At 43.7% G+C, this 18,501-nt stretch carries 13 protein-coding genes and 6 tRNA genes; 15 read left to right on the top strand and 4 right to left on the bottom strand.

Features of this window, described 5'->3' with window-relative positions; all coding sequences use genetic code 11:
• Positions 1 to 62 precede the first annotated feature (62 nt).
• Positions 63 to 1,391, bottom strand: a complete 1,329-nt coding sequence (locus tag ACMXYN_RS09805) for an ATP-binding protein (protein ID WP_415891657.1) — start codon at positions 1,389 to 1,391, stop codon at positions 63 to 65.
• 92 nt (positions 1,392 to 1,483) lie between these two features.
• A complete protein-coding gene (locus tag ACMXYN_RS09800; RefSeq protein WP_415891656.1) occupies positions 1,484 to 2,815 on the bottom strand; it encodes a diguanylate cyclase domain-containing protein in 1,332 nt (443 codons plus the stop codon).
• A gap of 148 nt (positions 2,816 to 2,963) precedes the next feature.
• Between ACMXYN_RS09800 and ACMXYN_RS09795 the strand changes: the two genes are divergently transcribed.
• Positions 2,964 to 3,878 carry a hypothetical protein gene (locus ACMXYN_RS09795; protein WP_415891655.1) on the top strand — a complete coding sequence of 305 codons (915 nt, stop codon included), beginning with the start codon at positions 2,964 to 2,966 and terminating at the stop codon, positions 3,876 to 3,878.
• A gap of 67 nt (positions 3,879 to 3,945) precedes the next feature.
• Positions 3,946 to 5,331, top strand: a complete 1,386-nt coding sequence (gene cysS, locus ACMXYN_RS09790; RefSeq protein WP_415891654.1) for a cysteine--tRNA ligase — start codon at positions 3,946 to 3,948, stop codon at positions 5,329 to 5,331.
• Between the two features lie 61 nt (positions 5,332 to 5,392).
• On the opposite strand, the gene folD is transcribed toward cysS, so the two are convergent.
• The gene (gene folD, locus ACMXYN_RS09785) at positions 5,393 to 6,247 is read right to left on the bottom strand and encodes a bifunctional methylenetetrahydrofolate dehydrogenase/methenyltetrahydrofolate cyclohydrolase FolD (protein ID WP_415891653.1); all 855 of its coding nucleotides are present in this window, start codon (positions 6,245 to 6,247) and stop codon (positions 5,393 to 5,395) included.
• A 393-nt stretch (positions 6,248 to 6,640) separates the two neighbouring features.
• Between folD and ACMXYN_RS09780 the strand changes: the two genes are divergently transcribed.
• From ACMXYN_RS09780 to ACMXYN_RS09735, 10 genes are all read left to right on the top strand, one after another.
• Positions 6,641 to 6,717 (top strand) — tRNA-Arg (locus tag ACMXYN_RS09780).
• A 23-nt stretch (positions 6,718 to 6,740) separates the two neighbouring features.
• Positions 6,741 to 6,816, top strand: a tRNA-His gene (locus tag ACMXYN_RS09775).
• 20 nt (positions 6,817 to 6,836) lie between these two features.
• Positions 6,837 to 6,921 (top strand) — tRNA-Leu (locus ACMXYN_RS09770).
• 26 nt (positions 6,922 to 6,947) lie between these two features.
• Positions 6,948 to 7,023 (top strand) — tRNA-His (locus ACMXYN_RS09765).
• Positions 7,024 to 7,042: 19 nt separating this feature from the next.
• Positions 7,043 to 7,127 (top strand) — tRNA-Leu (locus ACMXYN_RS09760).
• Positions 7,128 to 7,189: 62 nt separating this feature from the next.
• Positions 7,190 to 7,274: transfer RNA gene (locus ACMXYN_RS09755), tRNA-Leu, on the top strand.
• Positions 7,275 to 7,584: 310 nt separating this feature from the next.
• Positions 7,585 to 8,901, top strand: a complete 1,317-nt coding sequence (gene tig / locus ACMXYN_RS09750; RefSeq protein ID WP_415891652.1) for a trigger factor — start codon at positions 7,585 to 7,587, stop codon at positions 8,899 to 8,901.
• Positions 8,902 to 9,085: 184 nt separating this feature from the next.
• The gene (gene clpP / locus ACMXYN_RS09745) at positions 9,086 to 9,712 is read left to right on the top strand and encodes an ATP-dependent Clp endopeptidase proteolytic subunit ClpP (RefSeq protein WP_415884403.1); all 627 of its coding nucleotides are present in this window, start codon (positions 9,086 to 9,088) and stop codon (positions 9,710 to 9,712) included.
• Between the two features lie 122 nt (positions 9,713 to 9,834).
• Positions 9,835 to 11,124 (top strand): ATP-dependent protease ATP-binding subunit ClpX, encoded by a 1,290-nt coding sequence (clpX, locus tag ACMXYN_RS09740; protein WP_415884404.1) that lies wholly within the window; start codon positions 9,835 to 9,837, stop codon positions 11,122 to 11,124.
• A 72-nt stretch (positions 11,125 to 11,196) separates the two neighbouring features.
• A complete protein-coding gene (locus ACMXYN_RS09735) occupies positions 11,197 to 12,306 on the top strand; it encodes an Hpt domain-containing protein (RefSeq protein ID WP_415891651.1) in 1,110 nt (369 codons plus the stop codon).
• 217 nt (positions 12,307 to 12,523) lie between these two features.
• Here the strand turns inward: ACMXYN_RS09735 and ACMXYN_RS09730 are convergent, their stop codons facing one another.
• Positions 12,524 to 13,591: a 3-deoxy-7-phosphoheptulonate synthase gene (locus tag ACMXYN_RS09730; RefSeq protein WP_415891650.1), complete on the bottom strand. Its 1,068-nt coding sequence runs from the start codon at positions 13,589 to 13,591 to the stop codon at positions 12,524 to 12,526.
• Positions 13,592 to 13,894: 303 nt separating this feature from the next.
• Between ACMXYN_RS09730 and dsbD the strand changes: the two genes are divergently transcribed.
• From dsbD to ACMXYN_RS09715, 3 genes are all read left to right on the top strand, one after another.
• A complete protein-coding gene (gene dsbD / locus ACMXYN_RS09725; protein ID WP_415891649.1) occupies positions 13,895 to 15,712 on the top strand; it encodes a protein-disulfide reductase DsbD in 1,818 nt (605 codons plus the stop codon).
• 128 nt (positions 15,713 to 15,840) lie between these two features.
• Entirely contained in the window at positions 15,841 to 17,955 is a 2,115-nt protein-coding gene (locus ACMXYN_RS09720; protein ID WP_415891648.1) for a type VI secretion system tip protein VgrG, read from the top strand.
• A complete protein-coding gene (locus ACMXYN_RS09715) occupies positions 17,952 to 18,500 on the top strand; it encodes a DUF4123 domain-containing protein (RefSeq protein WP_415891647.1) in 549 nt (182 codons plus the stop codon). Before ACMXYN_RS09720 ends, ACMXYN_RS09715 begins: the two co-directional genes overlap by 4 nt.
• The last annotated feature ends 1 nt before the right edge of the window (position 18,501 follow it).

Raw genomic sequence — 18,501 nt, 5'->3', positions numbered from 1 at the left:
TCAATTTAAACGGTCGTTTTGAAAAAAGTTTTCAGCATGAAAGTTATTGGATTTGCTGAAGGCTAAATGTAATAAGTGTCATCTTCTACAGTGAGTGCGTATGGGGAGGTGGTAGGTAAGGTGATGTGCAATTCAAATCCACCATTATCAGGAGATTGAAGCTCTAAACTGCCCCCTAATACACCTGTGACTAAGTTGAATATGATGTAGAGCCCTAGACCGTTACCGCCTTGACCAAATTTGGTAGTGAAGAAGGGGTCAAAGACTTTGACAAAGTTTTTAGTGGGGATGCCGCAGCCAGTGTCAGTAAAGATTAGTGTTATGGTCTTTTCGCAGATTTGGGCACGGATTTTAATTTTCCCCGCTTGTTGGTCGTCAAATGCATGCATTCGGGTATTATTGATCAGATTGTCAAAGATCTGTTGTATAGGGGCTGCAAAGCTATTCATAGTAATATCATGGGGAATAAGGTTTTCCACCAGAATATTAGATCTAGCTAGCCCTTGGGTTTGCCGGTTCAAGACCTCTTCGACCAGCGCTCTTAAATCCAGTTGGCTTCTTTCATATTCGTTATCGCTTGCAGATATCTGCTGACAACTCATAATGAGTTCGGCTGTTTTTGCGGTACTTTTTTCTATTAAATCAGTAGATTCGAGTACATTATTTAAAAAGTCTTCCAAAGCTGATTTAGTCATTTCTCCTGAATTAAGCTGATGCTGGATTTTGACGGTATCGGCTTTGAGAGCGGTACTTATTGTGCGGATATTTCCAATAGGAGTATTAAGTTCATGTGATATGCCCGCAACCAATTTGCCTAAAGATGCAAGCTTTTGTGTGTTTGCTAGCTTAAGCATGGTGGCTTTTAACTCATCATTTGCTTCTTCAAGTTTTTTCGAATGATCTGAAAGTGAATCGTTAAGTTGTTTAACTTCTTCCTCTGCTTCCATTCGTTGTGTGATATCAATTAATGATTCAATAGCTCCAACCACATGACCTTCTTCATCATATAGTCGTTTGGCTGTGAAATAGAGCCATCTATCGATATTGCTGCCAAGCTTAGGAAAGAAGCTTTCAACTTCATAAGCATCTTCTATAAATGGAGATTTTCGATGAAGGCCAGGGTAAAACTGCTCAAGCTGCTCTTGGTCATCATCTAATACTACATCAGCCAAAATAGGGCGGGGTTCTGGATAAAAGGTTTTCCATTGATCTTTTGTGCCCAGAACATCTTGGGCAGGAATGCCAAAGACTTTTTCGCAGGCTTTATTCCAAATGATGACCCTGTGATCATTATCGATCACAATAATCGGTTGAGGGTAAGTATGCACAATCTCATCGAGTAGCTTCTGCTCATGAGTACTACAAGGATTGCCCGAGTTAGGACGAAGCATACTCAAGTTCCAAATTCTTGGTCATAGTTTAGTTTTAGACCTGATATGGAATCTTTTCAAAATAACTTAAGGATTTAAGAGAGGATTAAACGCTACTTATAAAGGTAATAGCCATTACCGCCAAGAAACTTAGCTGCATACATAGCTTTATCTGCGTTCCCAATTAGCTTTCCACCATCTTTACCATGGTCTGGGAACACTGCTATACCAGCGCTAGCGCCAATGGTGACTTCAACTTCATCGATCTGCATAGGCTGTCTTAGAGAAGCAATGATTTTTTGAGATACAAGCACCGCACTCTCAATGGAGGCTGTGTCCTCTAACAGGACTGCGAATTCGTCCCCTCCCTGACGAGAAACAGTGTCAACTTTGCGTACAGCATTAATTAAGCGTTGCGAGGCAATTGTAAGCACTTTATCGCCAAATGGGTGGCCATATTTGTCGTTGAGGGGTTTGAACTCGTTAAGGTCTAGATAGATAACAGCACATAGTGTTTTGTTTCTTTGTGCGTGCTGGACGGCACAGGTTACTCTATCCAAAAATAGCGCACGATTAGCTAAACCTGTAAGAGGATCGTGAAAAGCTAGGAATTCGAGTTTTTCTTGAGCCTGTTTCTGCTCTGTATTATCTAAGAATTGGCCAATATAGTGGGTTCTTTGGCCTTCCTGATTTAGCACAACGGAGATTTTGATTTTCTCGCTAAATAGCTGGCCGTCTTTTTTGCGGCTCCAGGTTTCACCTTCCCAATAGCCTTTGTATTGCAAATTGCTATTGATGCTGTCCATAAACTCAGGTGCTAACCAAGTTGCATTTATTACGCTGGCAGGTTGGTCAATAACCTCTTGCTCGTTATAACCGGTCAGTCTCACAAACGCAGGGTTAACTAAGGTAATATTGAAGTCGGTATCTGCGATGACAACTGCTTCGTTACTCTGTTGAACCGCATTTTTGGCTAGTTTGCAGATGGAAAGTTGATCTGTTGTGGGCTGAATGGATCGTTTCATTAATCCAACAATACCGCTGACCTTCCCCTGTTTATCTTTCAGTGGTGCTTTGCTTAACCAATAACTGTGTTGGCAATCGGGGTTCAGACGTAGTCCTTCTAATTCAACATGTGTTTGTGATAAAAACACTTGGGCATCAGAATCAACAAGTTGAGCGTGAAGGTGCTTAGGGAAAAGTTGTCGATCTGTTTTGCCTTTAATGCATTTTGCAGGCATATCGAGTAATTCAGCATAGGCATCATTTACATAGAGATACTCAGCTCGACGATTTTTGATCCAAGCAGGATGAGGAAGGGCAGAAAGGATTGAAAGCTGTGGCGATGCAATTTGGCTACCCTCTGCCACAGGTGTACTCATAGGAGTATTGTGTGGTGTTAGGGAAGGGCCAAGGTCCTGCTGGCCAAATTGATCGTTATCCATTTCTGGTACATCCTGTTTAATTTTTCTACTTATTAGCGAATCCTTACAGTTTTTATACCAAAGGTCTAGTCATATACAGTGTAACTATATTTTTCTGTAGTAAAGCCCTGCTTGGTATGTGCTTTTTTAAGAGGTCTAAGTAAATCAAATGAAGTTATTAGTGGTGATTTTTCTTTCGTTCTTCCTTTGGGGCTGTAGCCAGCAGCAAATGATAGAAAAAGAGTCTATTTCCAAAGCAAAAGGTTGGGATGGTGTTATAGAGAATTACTCTGTGTGGCCTGATCGTGTGCAAGAAACATCAGGTCTCGCTTCTCAGGATGGATTGCTGTGGACCATTAACGATAGTGGCGATGGGCCTTTCCTATATGCTCTGGATGCGCAGCACAACATAGTCAAAGTAATCCAAGTAGGGAATGCAAAAAATATTGATTGGGAAGAACTTGCTCAAGATGAGTCCTTTCTCTACATAGCAGACTGCGGTAATAATCGCGGCAGGCGTATTGAGCTGCAGATTTATAAAGTTGCTTGGAAGGATCTAAGGTCTACAAGAGCGGGAGGTATTGTCTCCCCAGAAATATTGAAGTTTAACTATGCTGATCGACCAGCGAAAGTTTCCGCGAAAAGTCATAACTTGGATTGCGAAGCGCTAACAGTGGTCAACGATGAGCTATGGCTTTTCACTAAGAATAGAGAAAACGAGCAAACCCACCTTTATAAACTTAATAAAAGTGCAGCGCAGCAATCTGTGACATTAACAGAGAGATTTGATGTCAACGGTCTAGTGACGGCTGCTGATTATGACCCCGTGACTAAAAGATTGGTGTTATTGGGCTATGCCAAACAGAAAATATTTGGGCATTCTTTTCTGTGGGTTGTGCCTGTGGCTGATGCTTTGAATTGGGAAGAAGCACGCCGCACATATATACAGCCTTATGCTCAATGGGAGGCTCTGGTTTGGGATCGAGAGAAGAATGGGCGTTTGGTGCTGAGTACTGAGAAAAGCCTTTTATTGGATGTGGGGGTGGGTGAGCTAAATTTAACTGTCCCTACCGAGTTTCCTTAGCCGCAGAGTGCTAATTCATTTATACTAGCGGCCCTTTTTATTTTTCGAAATTATAAAGTTACGAGTTATGCTTCAAATATATAACACCCTCACTAAAGAAAAAGCTCCGTTTAAGCCACTAGAAGAAGGCAAAATCAAAATGTACGTTTGCGGAGTGACCGTTTATGACTTGTGTCATATTGGTCATGCGCGTGTGATGGTCGCATTTGATGTTATTACTCGTTTCCTTCGCTCGCAGGGTTGGGATGTGGACTATGTCCGCAACATTACAGACGTAGATGACAAGATCATCAAACGTGCTGCTGAGAATGATGAAACGCCTGATCAGCTAACTGAGCGTATGATTGCAGCAATGCATGAAGATGAGGCGAAACTTGCTGTTCTTCGTCCTACGCAAGAACCAAGAGCGACTGCGCATATCGGGGATATCATCTCTCTAGTCGAAACACTGGTAGAGAAAGGTTTTGCTTACCCAGCATCCAATGGTGATGTTTACTTCCGTGTAGAGCGCTTTGAAGAGTACGGCAGACTAACCAACAAAAATGTTGATGAGCTACGTTCAGGTGCTCGAGTTGAAGTAGATGAAGCTAAAGAAAGCCCGTTGGATTTCGTATTGTGGAAATCTGCGAAAGAGGGTGAGGTGAGTTGGGATTCTCCATGGGGCTTAGGTCGTCCAGGTTGGCATATTGAATGTTCAGCTATGTCTAAATGCTGCCTTGGCCCAACATTTGATATTCATGGCGGTGGTCCAGATCTACCATTCCCACACCATGAAAACGAGATTGCACAATCTGAAGCTGCAAACGGTTGTACTTATGTAAATACTTGGATGCACGCAGGTCCTGTACGCGTGAATTCTGAGAAGATGTCTAAATCTTTGGGTAACTTCTTCACGATTCGTGATGTGTTGGAAAAATACAACGCGGAAGTGGTTCGTTTCTTCCTAGCGCGTGTTCATTACCGTACGTATATCGATTACAGCGAAGATAGCTTGAAAGAAGCTCGTGTAATGTTGGAGCGTTTCTACCAAGCGCTGCGTGGTGTGGAAATTTCGGACGAAGCACCAGCAAATGATTTTGATGCGCGTTTTGTTGAAGCGATGAATGATGACTTCAACACTCCAAAAGCAATTTCAGTTCTATTTGAGCTTGTGAATGAGTTGAACAAAGCGACGCGTGAAAATTCTCCAGAGGCAGGTAAGCTTGCAGGTCAATTAGTTCGTCTGGGATCTATTCTTGGTTTGCTGCAGCAAGATGCTGATGCTTTCTTGAAAGGTGAAGACAAAGAGGGCGAGCTTAGCTCTGATGAAATCGAAGCGTTGATTGTTCAGCGTGCGGAAGCGAAGAAAGCGAAAAACTTCGCAGAGTCTGATCGTATTCGTGATGAGTTGGCAGAGCAGGGCATCATTCTAAAAGATAGCCGCGAAGGTACGACTTGGTTCAGGGAAGCCTGAGTCGGTTACTAGCGGAAATAAAAAAGGCAGCCTAGGCTGCCTTTTTTATTGAGTAACAAACTTAAGAGTCTTGTTTGTTTGCTGCTTCTAATGTGTTTTCCATCAGTGTAGCCACAGTCATTGGGCCTACACCGCCTGGAACAGGGGTAATAAAGCCGGCTTTTTCTGCAGCAGCTTCATAACCTACATCACCGACTAGGCGACCATCTTCAAGGCGGTTGATGCCTACATCGATTACAGTAGCGCCTTCTTTGATCCACTCACCTTTTACAAGGCCAGGAATACCAACACCGACTACTACTAGATCTGCACGGCGAACGTGAGCTTCAAGATCTTTAGTGAAGCGGTGAGTTGTGGTTACAGTGCAACCCGCCAAAAGCAGTTCTAGTGTCATTGGGCGACCAACGATGTTGGATGCACCAACGACGACTGCTTCCATACCATGTAAGTCTTGGCCTGTAGATTCAAGCAGCGTCATAACGCCTTTTGGAGTGCAAGGGCGAAGAACAGGCATGCGCTGAGCTAGGCGACCTAAATTGAAAGCGTGGAATCCATCAACATCCTTTTCTGGGCGGATGCGTTCAAGGATCTCATTGCCATCTAGATGTTCTGGTAGAGGAAGCTGTACCAAAATACCGTTAACTGAATCATCTTGGTTTAGTTCATCAACTAGATTCAGTAATTCCTCTTGAGTCGTTTCTGCAGGCAGGTCAAAAGAGCGGGATTCAAATCCTACATCCTGACAAGCGTTCTTCTTATTACGAACATAAACCTGAGAAGCTGGGTCCATACCTACAAGTAGTACTGCTAGGCAAGGAGCTTTTTTACCGTCGTTGATACGCTGCTGAACACCTTCAGCAACCTGACGGCGAACATCTGCGGCAATTTGCTTGCCATCAATAATCTGTGCGCTCATTTAAAGGGAGGGTCCTTTATTAAGTTTTATCTGGGGTGAATTCTCTCATGGTTGAGTATTTCGTCCAAGCGCCTTTTGTTAATTAGCTATATAAGTAGATACAAGTAGTTGAGAGGTAAGAGAGTAGGCGTGCATTTACATCAAAAAGCTGAAACTGGTGGCTAGAGTATCAATCGGATCAATTTGAAAGACAAAAATGGGATAACTGCTTGATAAATAGTCAATTATTGGTTGTTAGATGATCAATCTAAAACTTTTGAAATAAAAGATAAAAAAAGTGTTGACGGCAAAATTTAGGGTGTATATTATGCGCACCTCCTCAAGACGAGGCGGCCAAAACAAAGCGCTAGACGCTAGTGAAGGCCAAAGTCTGAGGTCTGACAAATGAGTCGGGCGCCTATAGCTCAACTGGATAGAGCAACGCCCTTCTAAGGCGTAGGTTCCAGGTTCGAGTCCTGGTGGGCGTGCCATTTGTTGGAGTGAGATTTTTGTGGTGGGTATAGCTCAGTTGGTAGAGCTCCGGATTGTGATTCCGGCGGTCGTGGGTTCGAGCCCCATTATCCACCCCATTAAATCTCTTGTGTAGTCTGCGGACGTGGTGGAATTGGTAGACACGCCAGATTTAGGTTCTGGTGCCGCGAGGTGTGAGAGTTCGAGTCTCTCCGTCCGCACCATGTACTACACAAAAACGATCGTTATGGTGGGTATAGCTCAGTTGGTAGAGCTCCGGATTGTGATTCCGGCGGTCGTGGGTTCGAGCCCCATTATCCACCCCATTGACGATACACATAGATTGCGGACGTGGTGGAATTGGTAGACACGCCAGATTTAGGTTCTGGTGCCGCGAGGTGTGAGAGTTCGAGTCTCTCCGTCCGCACCATTTACAACGAAGCGTTGTTTTGGTGTAATCAGTTTCAAACTATGTGTAAAAAAGATCTATCTGCGGACGTGGTGGAATTGGTAGACACGCCAGATTTAGGTTCTGGTGCCGCGAGGTGTGAGAGTTCGAGTCTCTCCGTCCGCACCATTGATTGATCTTTGCTCCTTCTCTTATCAAAAGCTACTTCTGGCTTATATAATCCTTACATTTTTTGTTTATCTACTTCTAAAAGCTATTTGTAGCTTATTTGTTGATCTAAGTGATCTATCTAATAATAATTTTCATTTCTTATACGTTATTTTGCTTACTAAACTTGACTAATTAAGCTGCTTGCCGGAGAATTTCGCGCTTTGATTTTGCTCGAAATTTACGAGCGGCTGTGCAGATCAAGCAGCGTTAGCAATACGTCGGTCTGTTGAAGATTATTGATTCAAGCATTTTATTTGTGAGGCATTACATGCAAGTTTCCGTTGAAACGACTTCTGGCCTAGAGCGCCTGTTGAAGGTTTCCGTACCAGCAGAGCGCATCGATCAGGATGTTAACAAGCGTATCCAGCAGACTGCACGTACAGTACGTATCGACGGTTTCCGTCCTGGTAAAGTACCTGTAAAAGTTGTTAAGCAGCGTTACGGTAAAGGTATTCGTGAAGAAGTTCTTGGCCAAGTAGTTCAGGAAAGCTTCTACCAAGCGCTTCAGCAGGAAGAGATTAACCCAGCTGGCACGCCTGCAATCGAATTCACAAAAGATGTTGAGGGTGAAAACCTTGAATACACTGCGAAATTCGAAGTTTACCCAGAAATCGCTCTAGCTGATTTCTCTAAAGTAGAGATCGAAAAGAAAGCGGCTGAAGTAAATGATGCTGATCTTGATCAGATGATCGAAACGCTACGTAAGCAGCAAGCTGATTGGAACGAAGTTGAGCGCGCTGCAGCTGAAGGCGATCGCGTACGCATCGATTTCGAAGGTTTCATCGACGGTGAAGCATTCGACGGTGGTAAAGGCGAAGGCATGGACCTTGTTCTAGGTTCTAACTCAATGATTCCTGGTTTCGAAGACGGTCTAGCGGGCGCTACTGCAGGTGCAGACGTTGAGCTAAACGTTACTTTCCCAGAAGAATACCAAGCTGAAAACCTTCAAGGTAAAGACGCTGTATTCAAAGTAAAAGTACACACTGTTTCTGAACAAGTTCTTGCTGAACTAAACGAAGAGTTCTTCGAAAAGTTTGGTCTAGAAGAGAAGACTGAAGAAGCTTTCCGCGCTGAAGTTCAGAAGAACATGGAGCGTGAGCTTAAGCAGGCTCTTAAAATGAAACTTAAAGATGCTGTATTCACTCAGCTTCTAGAAGTTAACCCAATCGAGGTGCCAGCTGCACTAATCGATGGTGAAATCGACAACCTACGTCGTCAAGCTGTAATGCAGTTTGCGGGTCCAGATTCTGATATGGATCCAAACATGCTTCCAAAAGAAATGTTCACTGATCAGGCAGATCGCCGCGTTAAGATCGGTCTTCTAATGCAAGAAGTGATCAAAGTAAATGAACTAGAAGCTGACGAAGCTCGTGTTAAAGAAACTCTAGAAGAGATGGCTGAAACTTACCAAGATCCTCAGCAAGTTATCGATTGGTACATGGGTAACGAAGAGATGCTAGGTCAGATCAAAGGTCTAGTTCTTGAAGAACAGGTTGTAGATAACCTACTTGAAGCTGCTACAGTAACAGACGTTACTGTTAGCTACGAAGATGCAATTAAGCCAGAGCAGGGTGCTGCAGCTTAATTAACGCTCTTCTGACGTAAAAGTCACTACTGTAAAAGCGACAGTTAGCGAAAGCTGGCTGTCGTTTTTTTGTTTTGAGCACATGATAAATGCAGTGTTGTTGGTTAAAGCTATTGCCTGAATTAATCAACGTAGTATTATCGAGTGCTTGTGTTTAGGTTATTTCCGTTTTAAGGAGTGATACATGGCGGATTTTGGTAAAGGTGGCTCAGATATTTTGAGTAGTCTAGTGCCTATGGTAGTAGAGCAGTCTGCTCGTGGTGAGCGTGCATACGATATCTACTCCCGTCTGTTAAAAGAGCGTGTGATCTTTCTTGTAGGTCCTGTAGAAGATCATATGGCTAATCTGGTTGTTGCGCAGTTGCTGTTCCTAGAAGCGGAGAACCCGGATAAGGATATTCACCTCTATATTAATTCCCCGGGTGGATCTGTAACTGCTGGTATGTCTATCTATGACACTATGCAGTTCATCAAGCCAGACGTGAGCACGATGTGTTTGGGTCAGGCAGCGAGTATGGGTGCATTCCTACTAGCCGGTGGTGCTGAAGGTAAGCGTTTTGCGTTACCTAACTCTCGTGTAATGATTCATCAGCCGTTAGGTGGATACCAAGGTCAGGCAACTGATATTGAGATTCATACCAAAGAGATTTTGAGTATTCGTCATAAATTGAATACGTTGTTGGCAGAGCATACAGGTCAAGATCTAGAAACGATCTCTCGTGATACAGATCGTGATAACTTCATGGACCCTTACGCTGCTAAAGAATACGGTTTAATTGACGAAGTGCTTGATCGTCGTAACACTGATTAAGCCTGAGTAGAAATTGTTACTATAATCATAAGATTCACCCTGTTTGTTTGTATAAGGGTTGAAATGTGAAACAGAGTAGCAATATAGGGTATAGCCCTGATAAAGAATTATGAGGAAGTCGAATGACCGACGAAATCAAAGGTAAAGATGGCGATGACAGCGGTAAGTTGCTGTACTGCTCATTCTGCGGCAAAAGCCAGGATGAAGTACGTAAGCTAATTGCTGGTCCGTCCGTTTTTATCTGTGACGAATGTGTTGATCTATGTAACGACATCATTCGTGAAGAAATACAAGAAGCAGAGCCTCAGGAAGAGAGCGATCATCTGCCGACTCCAGAAGAGCTAAGTGCAGCTCTGGATGAATATGTTATTGGCCAAGATCGCGCTAAGAAAGTACTTGCTGTAGCGGTATACAACCATTACAAGCGTCTACGCTTCCAAAAGAGCAGCAATTCAGATGTTGAGCTAGGCAAAAGTAATATTCTTCTTATCGGCCCTACGGGTAGTGGTAAGACCCTGCTTGCTCAGACGCTAGCACGCCTATTGAATGTGCCATTCACTATTGCTGATGCGACTACGCTAACTGAAGCAGGTTACGTAGGTGAAGATGTAGAAAACATCATTCAAAAGCTTCTGCAGAAGTGTGATTACGATGTAGAGAAAGCTCAGCTTGGTATTGTCTACATTGATGAGATCGATAAGATTTCACGTAAGTCTGATAACCCATCCATTACGCGTGACGTATCGGGTGAGGGTGTACAGCAGGCTTTGCTTAAGCTGATAGAAGGTACGGTTGCTTCTGTTCCTCCACAAGGTGGTCGTAAGCACCCTCAGCAAGAGTTTTTGCAGGTAGACACGTCTAATATCCTGTTTATCTGTGGTGGTGCATTTGCTGGCCTAGAGCAGATTATTCGTGATCGTTCAGAGAAAGGTTCTATCGGATTCAGTGCTGTTGTTAAAAGCAAAGATGAAGAGAAAACAGTTTCTGACAGTCTTCGTGAGCTAGAAGCAGAAGATCTGGTTAAATACGGTTTGATTCCTGAGTTTGTTGGTCGTCTACCAATGGTAGCAACACTTGCTGAACTGGATGAAGAAGCGTTGATTCAGATTCTGACTGAGCCTAAGAACAGTTTGACTAAGCAGTATGCTGCACTGTTCGATATGGAAGGCGCTGAAGTTGATTTCCGTGAAGCTGCTTTAAAGGCGGTTGCACGTAAAGCACTTGAGCGTAAAACAGGCGCACGTGGTTTGCGTTCTATTATGGAAGCGACATTGCTAGATATTATGTATCAGCTGCCTTCTATGGAGAATGTAAGCAAGGTTGTGATCGATGAGGGCGTTATCGAGGGTGATAACGATCCTATTCTCATTTATGAGAACACAGATCAACCTAAAGCGATGCCGGACGAATAAGCATTCCAGAATGTGTTATAAAAAAGGATAGCTTTGCTATCCTTTTTTTGTGGCTAATTGAAATGGTGAAGAATGTCGGACGCAAATGATCAAGGATTTCAGCAGCTGAGTGATGAGCTGAAAACGGAGTTCTACTCTAGCTTCAAGGAAGCTATGGAGGAATTGGATCACTGTTTTAGTTCCTTAAACTGTAATTACGACTCTGAAATTGTGAATCAAATGTTTAGGGCGGTGCATTCAGTTAAAGGCAACTGTCATATGGTGTTTCTCGATAGTATTGCTGACGTTTGCCATAGACTCGAAGATTTGGTTGATCAATTCAGGAAAGCGCAACTTCCCTATACGCCTATACAAGGTGAGTTTATCGCTTTTGTTTTTACCCGTCTGGAGCAATTGGTCGCAGATAGAATCAGTGGTCGTGATGTGAGTCCGGCTGATATAGAGCTTCTAGAAAAGGGTGTAATGCAGGTTTATGAGTCTGGCCAATCATCACGTGATAAAGTAACTCAAGCAACCTTAGAAAGCTTCTCAGGCATTCTCACAGCCACACAGAGTATAAATGAGAGTGTGTTGGATAAGCTTGAGGCGCAAGAGCAGCTCAAAGGCTTTGATGATCTCGCTTTCATGGGCCAGGTCGCAAAAATTCTACAGGCAAAATCGATTCAGCAACAAGGCGATCTCTCTAAGCTAATTGCAATAGGTTGTTTGCTGAATCAACAATTACCTCATCCAGAAGTTGAAGAGCAATTGTTGGCTGCGTTCAATTTTCAGAATTTAGGGAGTAAATTTGTCCCTTCGCCTGTATTTGATATCGGCCTTGAATCTGCTGAATGGGAAAAAGCTAAGGCGCGAGAGCAGGTTGAGCTATCAGCAGGATTTTTAAAGCTAGGCGGTAAATGGCTAGCCGCTTCAAAACTGATCGAGTGTAGTTTTGAGAGATATGATGGCCGAGGACCGTTTGGTCTAAAAGGTGATGATATTCCAGCGGGGAGTATGATTCTCTCAATGCTGAAGTTCTATCAGCAAAATTATCTGCGCTTAAGGAAGGATCAAAAGCAAAAAATCGCGGTCGCTAAAACGATAAGTCGTATCAATAGTGAAAGCGGTTATAGATTTAATCCGAAGCTGGTTGAGTTGCTGACTCAACTAGGCCGTTCAGATCCTGATCAATTGACCTTGTAATATTCTTACTATCGAATAACCAGGCTATATGGGTTATTCCATATTGGTCAGTCATACCAGATGAGGCAAACTGTATTTGGTTTAAATCTGACTTGGAGGCCAAATGCCGCAGGAGCAATTAGAGTTTGACGGTGACGGAGAGGTATATATTCTCTCCGAAAACTAAAAAAAGCGCATGGGTTACCCTATGCGCTTTTTTTGTAGAATGTAGAGTCTATTAGCGATTAGCTAGTGCAGGCTTCAGCTTCTCGTTCATCTCAACTAGGCACTTCTCAGTTGTTTCCCAGTCGATACAAGCATCTGTTACAGATACGCCGTATTCAAGCTCGCTTAGATCTGCAGGAATAGACTGGTTGCCCCAAGCAAGGTTACTTTCAATCATCAGGCCAACAATGGATTTGTTGCCATCAATGATTTGGTTGGTCGCATTTTCAGCAACAAGCGGCTGAAGAGCTGGGTCTTTGCTTGAGTTTGCGTGGCTGCAATCAATCATAATGTTGTTTGCTAGGCCTGCTTTATCAAGTGCTTGTTCGCAAAGCGCTACGTTTACAGAATCGTAGTTTGGCTTACCGCCACCACCACGAAGTACAACGTGACCGTACTGGTTACCTTTAGTGTGTACGATAGAAACCTGACCGCTCTCATTTATACCTAGGAAGCGATGTGGTGCGCTAACAGATTTAAGTGCGTTTGTAGCAACCTCTAGGCCGCCATCAGTACCGTTTTTGAAACCTACAGCACAAGATAGACCAGAAGACATCTCACGGTGAGTTTGAGACTCAGTAGTACGCGCGCCGATTGCAGACCAAGAGATCAGATCTTGCATGTACTGTGGAGAAATTGGGTCTAGTGCTTCAGTTGCTAGTGGCAAACCCATTTCAGATAGATCTAAAAGAAGTTTACGTGCAGTGTGCAGGCCTTTTTCGATCTCGAAAGAGTCGTTTAGGTCTGGGTCGTTAATCAGACCTTTCCAGCCTACAGTCGTACGTGGTTTTTCAAAATACACGCGCATAACCAGATATAAGGAATCTTTAACTTTTTCCTGAAGCTCAACCAGTTTTTTACCATACTCGATTGCTGCTTCTGTATCGTGAATAGAGCAAGGGCCCACAACAACGAATAAACGAGGGTCCTTACGGTCAAGAATATCGCGAACAACAGAGCGGCCTTGCATAACTGCTGCAGCTGCTTTCTCAGAAATTGGCATTTCAGCCTTAAGCGCATCTGGGGAAATCAGAACGCTATTTGATTCGATATTTAAATCTTCAACACGTGTATCGGTCATTAGTTCTTATCCTACATTAGAGAGCTATTTAACGTTATTGAGCGCTTTTAGCGCTGGGGCTCTCTAGACTCTTTGTCAATGTGTCGCTTGTTTTACCATAAACCTATGAAGGTTATAAGTATGCAGATGGTCTATTCTGCGCCAAATCAAAACAATGGCAGTTGTTTCTACTAATTAAAGTGCTTTTACGAGTGCTGTTCGATAAAAAAGGCGTGGTAAACTATGTAAATCCGATTGATAGCGAACTGTTAGGCATAAAAGTTGTCAATCAAGCGTCTGCGAGATTAATCCATAGGAAACGCTGTGTTGTATCTATTTAAACGAGTTTTTTGGTTACAGTTTTTACTTATCTTATCTGTAGCTTCCCCGAGTGTGACAGCGGGACTATTTGATCAAAACCTTTTTGGTGAAAAAGGCCCTGTTCAAGTAGAAAAAGCGTTTGTTTTTGGTCATGTGCAAGAAGGTGATACTTTAAAACTAATCTGGGATATGCCAGATGAATATTACCTTTACAGAGACAGAATAGAGCTTAAAGATGGCGAAACAACGCAGATAATCTCGCGCAAGAATGCACCGGCTGAATTAAAAGATGACCCGTTGTTTGGTCAGGTATGGGTTTATTACGATCGTGCTGAGATTGATCTCTCACTGCTAAGCAAAGTCGATCCTGCAAAAGATGACAAGCTAACCATCACCTATCAAGGTTGTTGGGACGGTGGCGTTTGCTATCCGCCAGTCACTAAAGAGATCTCAATAGCAGCATTTGCCCCTTCTAAATCAGCTGCTGATGTGAGCGTCGCTCCAGCAACCATGCAAACCATTAATGCACCTGCAGTCACAGAGCAGGATCGTTTTGCACAGATGCTTTCTCAGGGCAGCCTAATTGTTACATTGGGTGCGTTCTTCGTAGCGGGTTTAGCTCTATCCTTAACGCCTTGTGTCTTTCCGATGATTCCAATCCTATCCAGTATCATTGCTGGGCAGGGTAAACATGTATCTACGGCTAAAGGTTTTGGACTGTCTCTTGTCTATGTACTGGCTGTATCCATCACTTACACCATCGCAGGAGTACTCGCAGGGTTGTTTGGCGAAAATGTTCAAGCGCTGTTCCAAAATGCTTGGATTATCGGCAGCTTCAGTTTGATCTTCGTTTTACTTTCTTTTTCGATGTTTGGTTTTTACGAGCTGCAACTGCCAAACAGTATTCAGACCCGTTTGAGTCAGGCGAGTAACAGTCAGAAGGGTGGTACGGTTGCCGGTGTGGCTATTATGGGCTTCCTATCTGCGTTGATTGTGGGCCCTTGTATGGCGGCTCCTTTAGCAGGCGCATTAATCTATATCGGCCAAACAGGTGATCCATTCTTAGGTGGTAGTGCGTTATTCGCGATGAGCTTAGGCATGGGTGTACCGCTTCTATTGGTTGGTGCTTCAGCGGGTAAGCTGCTTCCACATGCTGGCCTATGGATGAACAAGGTCAAAGCGGTATTTGGTGTGCTGCTGTTATTAATGGCCGTTTGGATGCTTGATCGGATTGTACCTACCGTCGTTTCTATGTGGTTAACAGCGATCATTCTAGTTGTATCGGCTGTTTATATGGGTGTGCTGGCGAAGGCCAAAACTGCTAAAGAGAACCTTGCGAAAGGTTTAGGTCTAATTATTCTGCTTTACGGCTTGTCGCTAATGATCGGTGCGTTGGCAGGTGGTAATAGCTTCAGATACCCACTAAAAGCATTTGCAGGTGATCAGTCTGCACAAGCTGAGGTTCTGCCTTTTATAAAAGTGACAACGCCAGAAGCACTTAATAGTGAGTTAGAGATCGCCAAAGCCAATGGGCAGCCAGTCATGCTAGATTTCTATGCTGATTGGTGTGTTGCTTGTATAGAACTAGAGGTAGTTACTTTCGCTGACTCGCGTGTGCAAAATGCTTTAGCGCCTTACCGGGTGATTAAGGTAGATGTCACCGCAAATGACGAACCGGCTAAAAAGCTTAATAAAGATTACGCACTGATCGGCCCGCCGGCACTTATCTTCTATGATCGCGAAGGTGCAAAGCTCGATCATAAAACGCTTATTGGCGTTGTGCAGCCAAATGATTTCCTAAATCATATTCGCGATATCTAAAGAGAACTGATCAACTAATTTTCGCTTCTAAGTGCCATTTAGGATAAATGGCACAAAGCATGCTTGGATAAGCTGCTATGTAATACGAAAACGTGATTGGAAGAAATTTCACGTCAAAGGAATGAGTGATGTTTTTAAAAGCAAATGAAGAACGCTTCCTCTTTAATGTAAAAGGCAGTGCCGAATTCTCACTGGTACGACTCTCCGGAGTGGAGCAAGTATCCCAAGTATTCAGTATTGAAATTGAGCTGGTTTCTAAGCAAACAGATATAGAAATCGATCAAATTGTAGGGAAGGCTGCTTGTGTCACTTTGTTGGATCAAACCGGAGATGAAAACGAACAAACACGTTACATCAATGGTATTGTTGCTAGTGCGGTAATTGGCGAAGAAGGCGTTCGACAAAGTAGTTACCGTGTCACTTTAGTGCCTAAAATTTGGTTGTTAAAACATCGTTTAGATAATCGAATTTTTCAGTTTTTAACGATACGCGACATCATTACTCACTTGCTTAGTGAGCATAACTTCTCCTCAGACGAATTCCGTTTTGACCTCACAAGGCCTGCTAGTGCCCGTGAATACTGTGTTCAATACGCAGAGTCAGATCTCAACTTTATAGAGCGGTTGCTTGAGGAAGAGGGGATTCATTACTACTTCGAGCATTCAGCTGATAAACATACAATCGTATTTAGCGATTCTTCTACTTCTTCACCCTATATCAGTGGTGAGGCTGAAATACCTTATTTTCATCATGCCCAAGGGGCTATCTCAGAGCAGCACATATTCCGTTTTCAGTATGTAGCAGCGATCCGTCCAGGCAAAGTTTCCTTACGTGATTTTAACTTTACCAAGCCGAATTTAGACCTTACTGAAACAGCATCACACCAGCAGGATACCGCCCTAGAAATCTACGATTACCCTGCAAACTTTATGGAATCTGGCAGAGGCTCACATCTGACTGATGCCCGTTTAGATTCAGCCAATCGAAAGCGTAAGACAGTTATTGCCGAAAGCGACGTTAATCGCTGTGCGCCGGGTTTTAGTTTCACTGTTCTAGATCATGAGCGTAGCGAATTAAATGCTGAGTATTTTATTTCTCGTATTGAGCATGTTTGTTCTCAGCCTCAGGTGTTGGAAACAGGTGCTACGACCGAAGGTTCTAAATACAGCAACAAGCTTAATCTTGTTTCTATGGATACGCCTTACCGCCCTAAAGTTGACCTTGATAAAAGGCCAGTGATTCAAGGTGCTCAAACGGCAACGGTGACAGGACCTGAAGGCGAAGAGATCTATACCGACGAGCATGGTCGGGTAAAAGTGCAGTTCCATTGGGATCGAATCGGTGAATATGATGAAAACACCTCCTGTTGGCTTCGTGTAAGTCAAAACAGCGCGGGAGGAGCATTCGGCAGCATGTTTCTGCCGCGCATTGGAGATGAAGTGATTGTTGATTTCCTAGAGGGGAATCCAGACAGACCGATTATCACAGGCAGGGTTTATCATGGACATAATATGCCACCTTATGCTTTACCTGAGCACAAAACCCGCTCAACAATTAAGACCCTCTCCAGCAAAGGTGGCGGTGGCTACAACGAAATACGCTTTGAAGATAAAAAGGGTGAAGAAGAGGTCTTTATCAGAGCAGAGAAGGACCTAGATCAACGTACCTTAGATACCCATAAACAATGGATTGGCCACGAACACCAACAGTTGGTGGAACATAACGAATATAGAGAGTTTTACAACGAGGAACACGCGCTCACTAAAGGCGATTACCATCGTGAAGTTAAAACAAACTACAACCATACCATTACGCCTGACTATCACGCCCAAATTGGAAAAAGCGGCTTTCAGCATGCAGTGAACGAGAGCAACTGGAAAGCTGGGCAAAAGATCATATTCGAAGCCGGTACCGAAATACTCATCAAAGCGGGCGGTAGCACAATAACGATCAATCCTGCTGGGGTAAAAGTGAATGGTGCCGCTATAAACCTAAATGGCGGTGGTGGCGGAGGCAGTGCCGCTGCAGCAGCACCAGTAGCACCAGAACCACCGTTAGAAGCCGATTTAGATCAAGCGGGATATGTGACAGAAGGTAAAGCGGCGGTAGAGCCTTGGATACCAGCACCGACGCTTAAACGGATGGCCTTAGTTGATCAGCCAGCAATCGGATTATGTATGAAAGACGGCGGGTCTATCGCGACTTGCCCACGTTCGGATTGTCCATGTAAGGGGTTAGCATGATCCCTATCTACGATGATGCTTTGTACTGCCTGATACTGGATCATAACCGTTTTCACGATAATCCATTGGCACTTATCTTCCAAAATGAAGAGCTTCCAGATGTAGCCAGATTATTTGATGGCACGATCCTAGAAAGCGTCGCAGAAGAAGGGCCTTGGTGCGTATTTTTTAAATCTGATTCAGAGCTGCTATATAGCGAAGTCATTCAGCAACAGTGGGAACAGAATGTTTACTGGCAAGCGGGTTCCTCATTGGTAATTGGCTTACCAAACCAGCCGAAAGAAGAGCTGCTGAGCTGGATGCAAAGCAGGGCGCTAGCTCAATCTCCATTGGGTAACGCAATGGTATTTCGTTTTTATTCTCCGGCGCTTTTAGATTCGTTGGAACAGGAGCTTACACAAAGCGAACTCACCCGTTTTATCAGTGGTATCTCAGAGGTTATCTGGGCGAAAGGAAGCTTTAGAAACCACGGCGAAATAACCCCTGAAGCAATTCAGACGGCCTATCAGCTACCGGAACAGTTTTACAAAGGATTAATGGAATAAT

The organism is Neptuniibacter sp. PT8_73 (genome assembly GCF_047778045.1).
Lineage (GTDB): Bacteria > Pseudomonadota > Gammaproteobacteria > Pseudomonadales > Balneatricaceae > Neptuniibacter.
Note: the sequence above shows the minus strand (reverse complement) of the source record. Positions and strands in the feature narration are given on the sequence as shown.

What these genes read in the sequence shown, in the direction of transcription:
- ACMXYN_RS09805 (WP_415891657.1), bottom strand. Translation starts at nt 1,391, where the DNA reads ATGCTTCGTCCTAACTCGGGCAATCCTTGTAGTACTCATGAGCAGAAG.
- ACMXYN_RS09800 (WP_415891656.1), bottom strand. Translation starts at nt 2,815, where the DNA reads ATGGATAACGATCAATTTGGCCAGCAGGACCTTGGCCCTTCCCTAACA.
- ACMXYN_RS09795 (WP_415891655.1), top strand. Translation starts at nt 2,964, where the DNA reads ATGAAGTTATTAGTGGTGATTTTTCTTTCGTTCTTCCTTTGGGGCTGT.
- cysS (WP_415891654.1), top strand. Translation starts at nt 3,946, where the DNA reads ATGCTTCAAATATATAACACCCTCACTAAAGAAAAAGCTCCGTTTAAG.
- folD (WP_415891653.1), bottom strand. Translation starts at nt 6,247, where the DNA reads ATGAGCGCACAGATTATTGATGGCAAGCAAATTGCCGCAGATGTTCGC.
- tig (WP_415891652.1), top strand. Translation starts at nt 7,585, where the DNA reads ATGCAAGTTTCCGTTGAAACGACTTCTGGCCTAGAGCGCCTGTTGAAG.
- clpP (WP_415884403.1), top strand. Translation starts at nt 9,086, where the DNA reads ATGGCGGATTTTGGTAAAGGTGGCTCAGATATTTTGAGTAGTCTAGTG.
- clpX (WP_415884404.1), top strand. Translation starts at nt 9,835, where the DNA reads ATGACCGACGAAATCAAAGGTAAAGATGGCGATGACAGCGGTAAGTTG.
- ACMXYN_RS09735 (WP_415891651.1), top strand. Translation starts at nt 11,197, where the DNA reads ATGTCGGACGCAAATGATCAAGGATTTCAGCAGCTGAGTGATGAGCTG.
- ACMXYN_RS09730 (WP_415891650.1), bottom strand. Translation starts at nt 13,591, where the DNA reads ATGACCGATACACGTGTTGAAGATTTAAATATCGAATCAAATAGCGTT.
- ACMXYN_RS09720 (WP_415891648.1), top strand. Translation starts at nt 15,841, where the DNA reads ATGTTTTTAAAAGCAAATGAAGAACGCTTCCTCTTTAATGTAAAAGGC.
- ACMXYN_RS09715 (WP_415891647.1), top strand. Translation starts at nt 17,952, where the DNA reads ATGATCCCTATCTACGATGATGCTTTGTACTGCCTGATACTGGATCAT.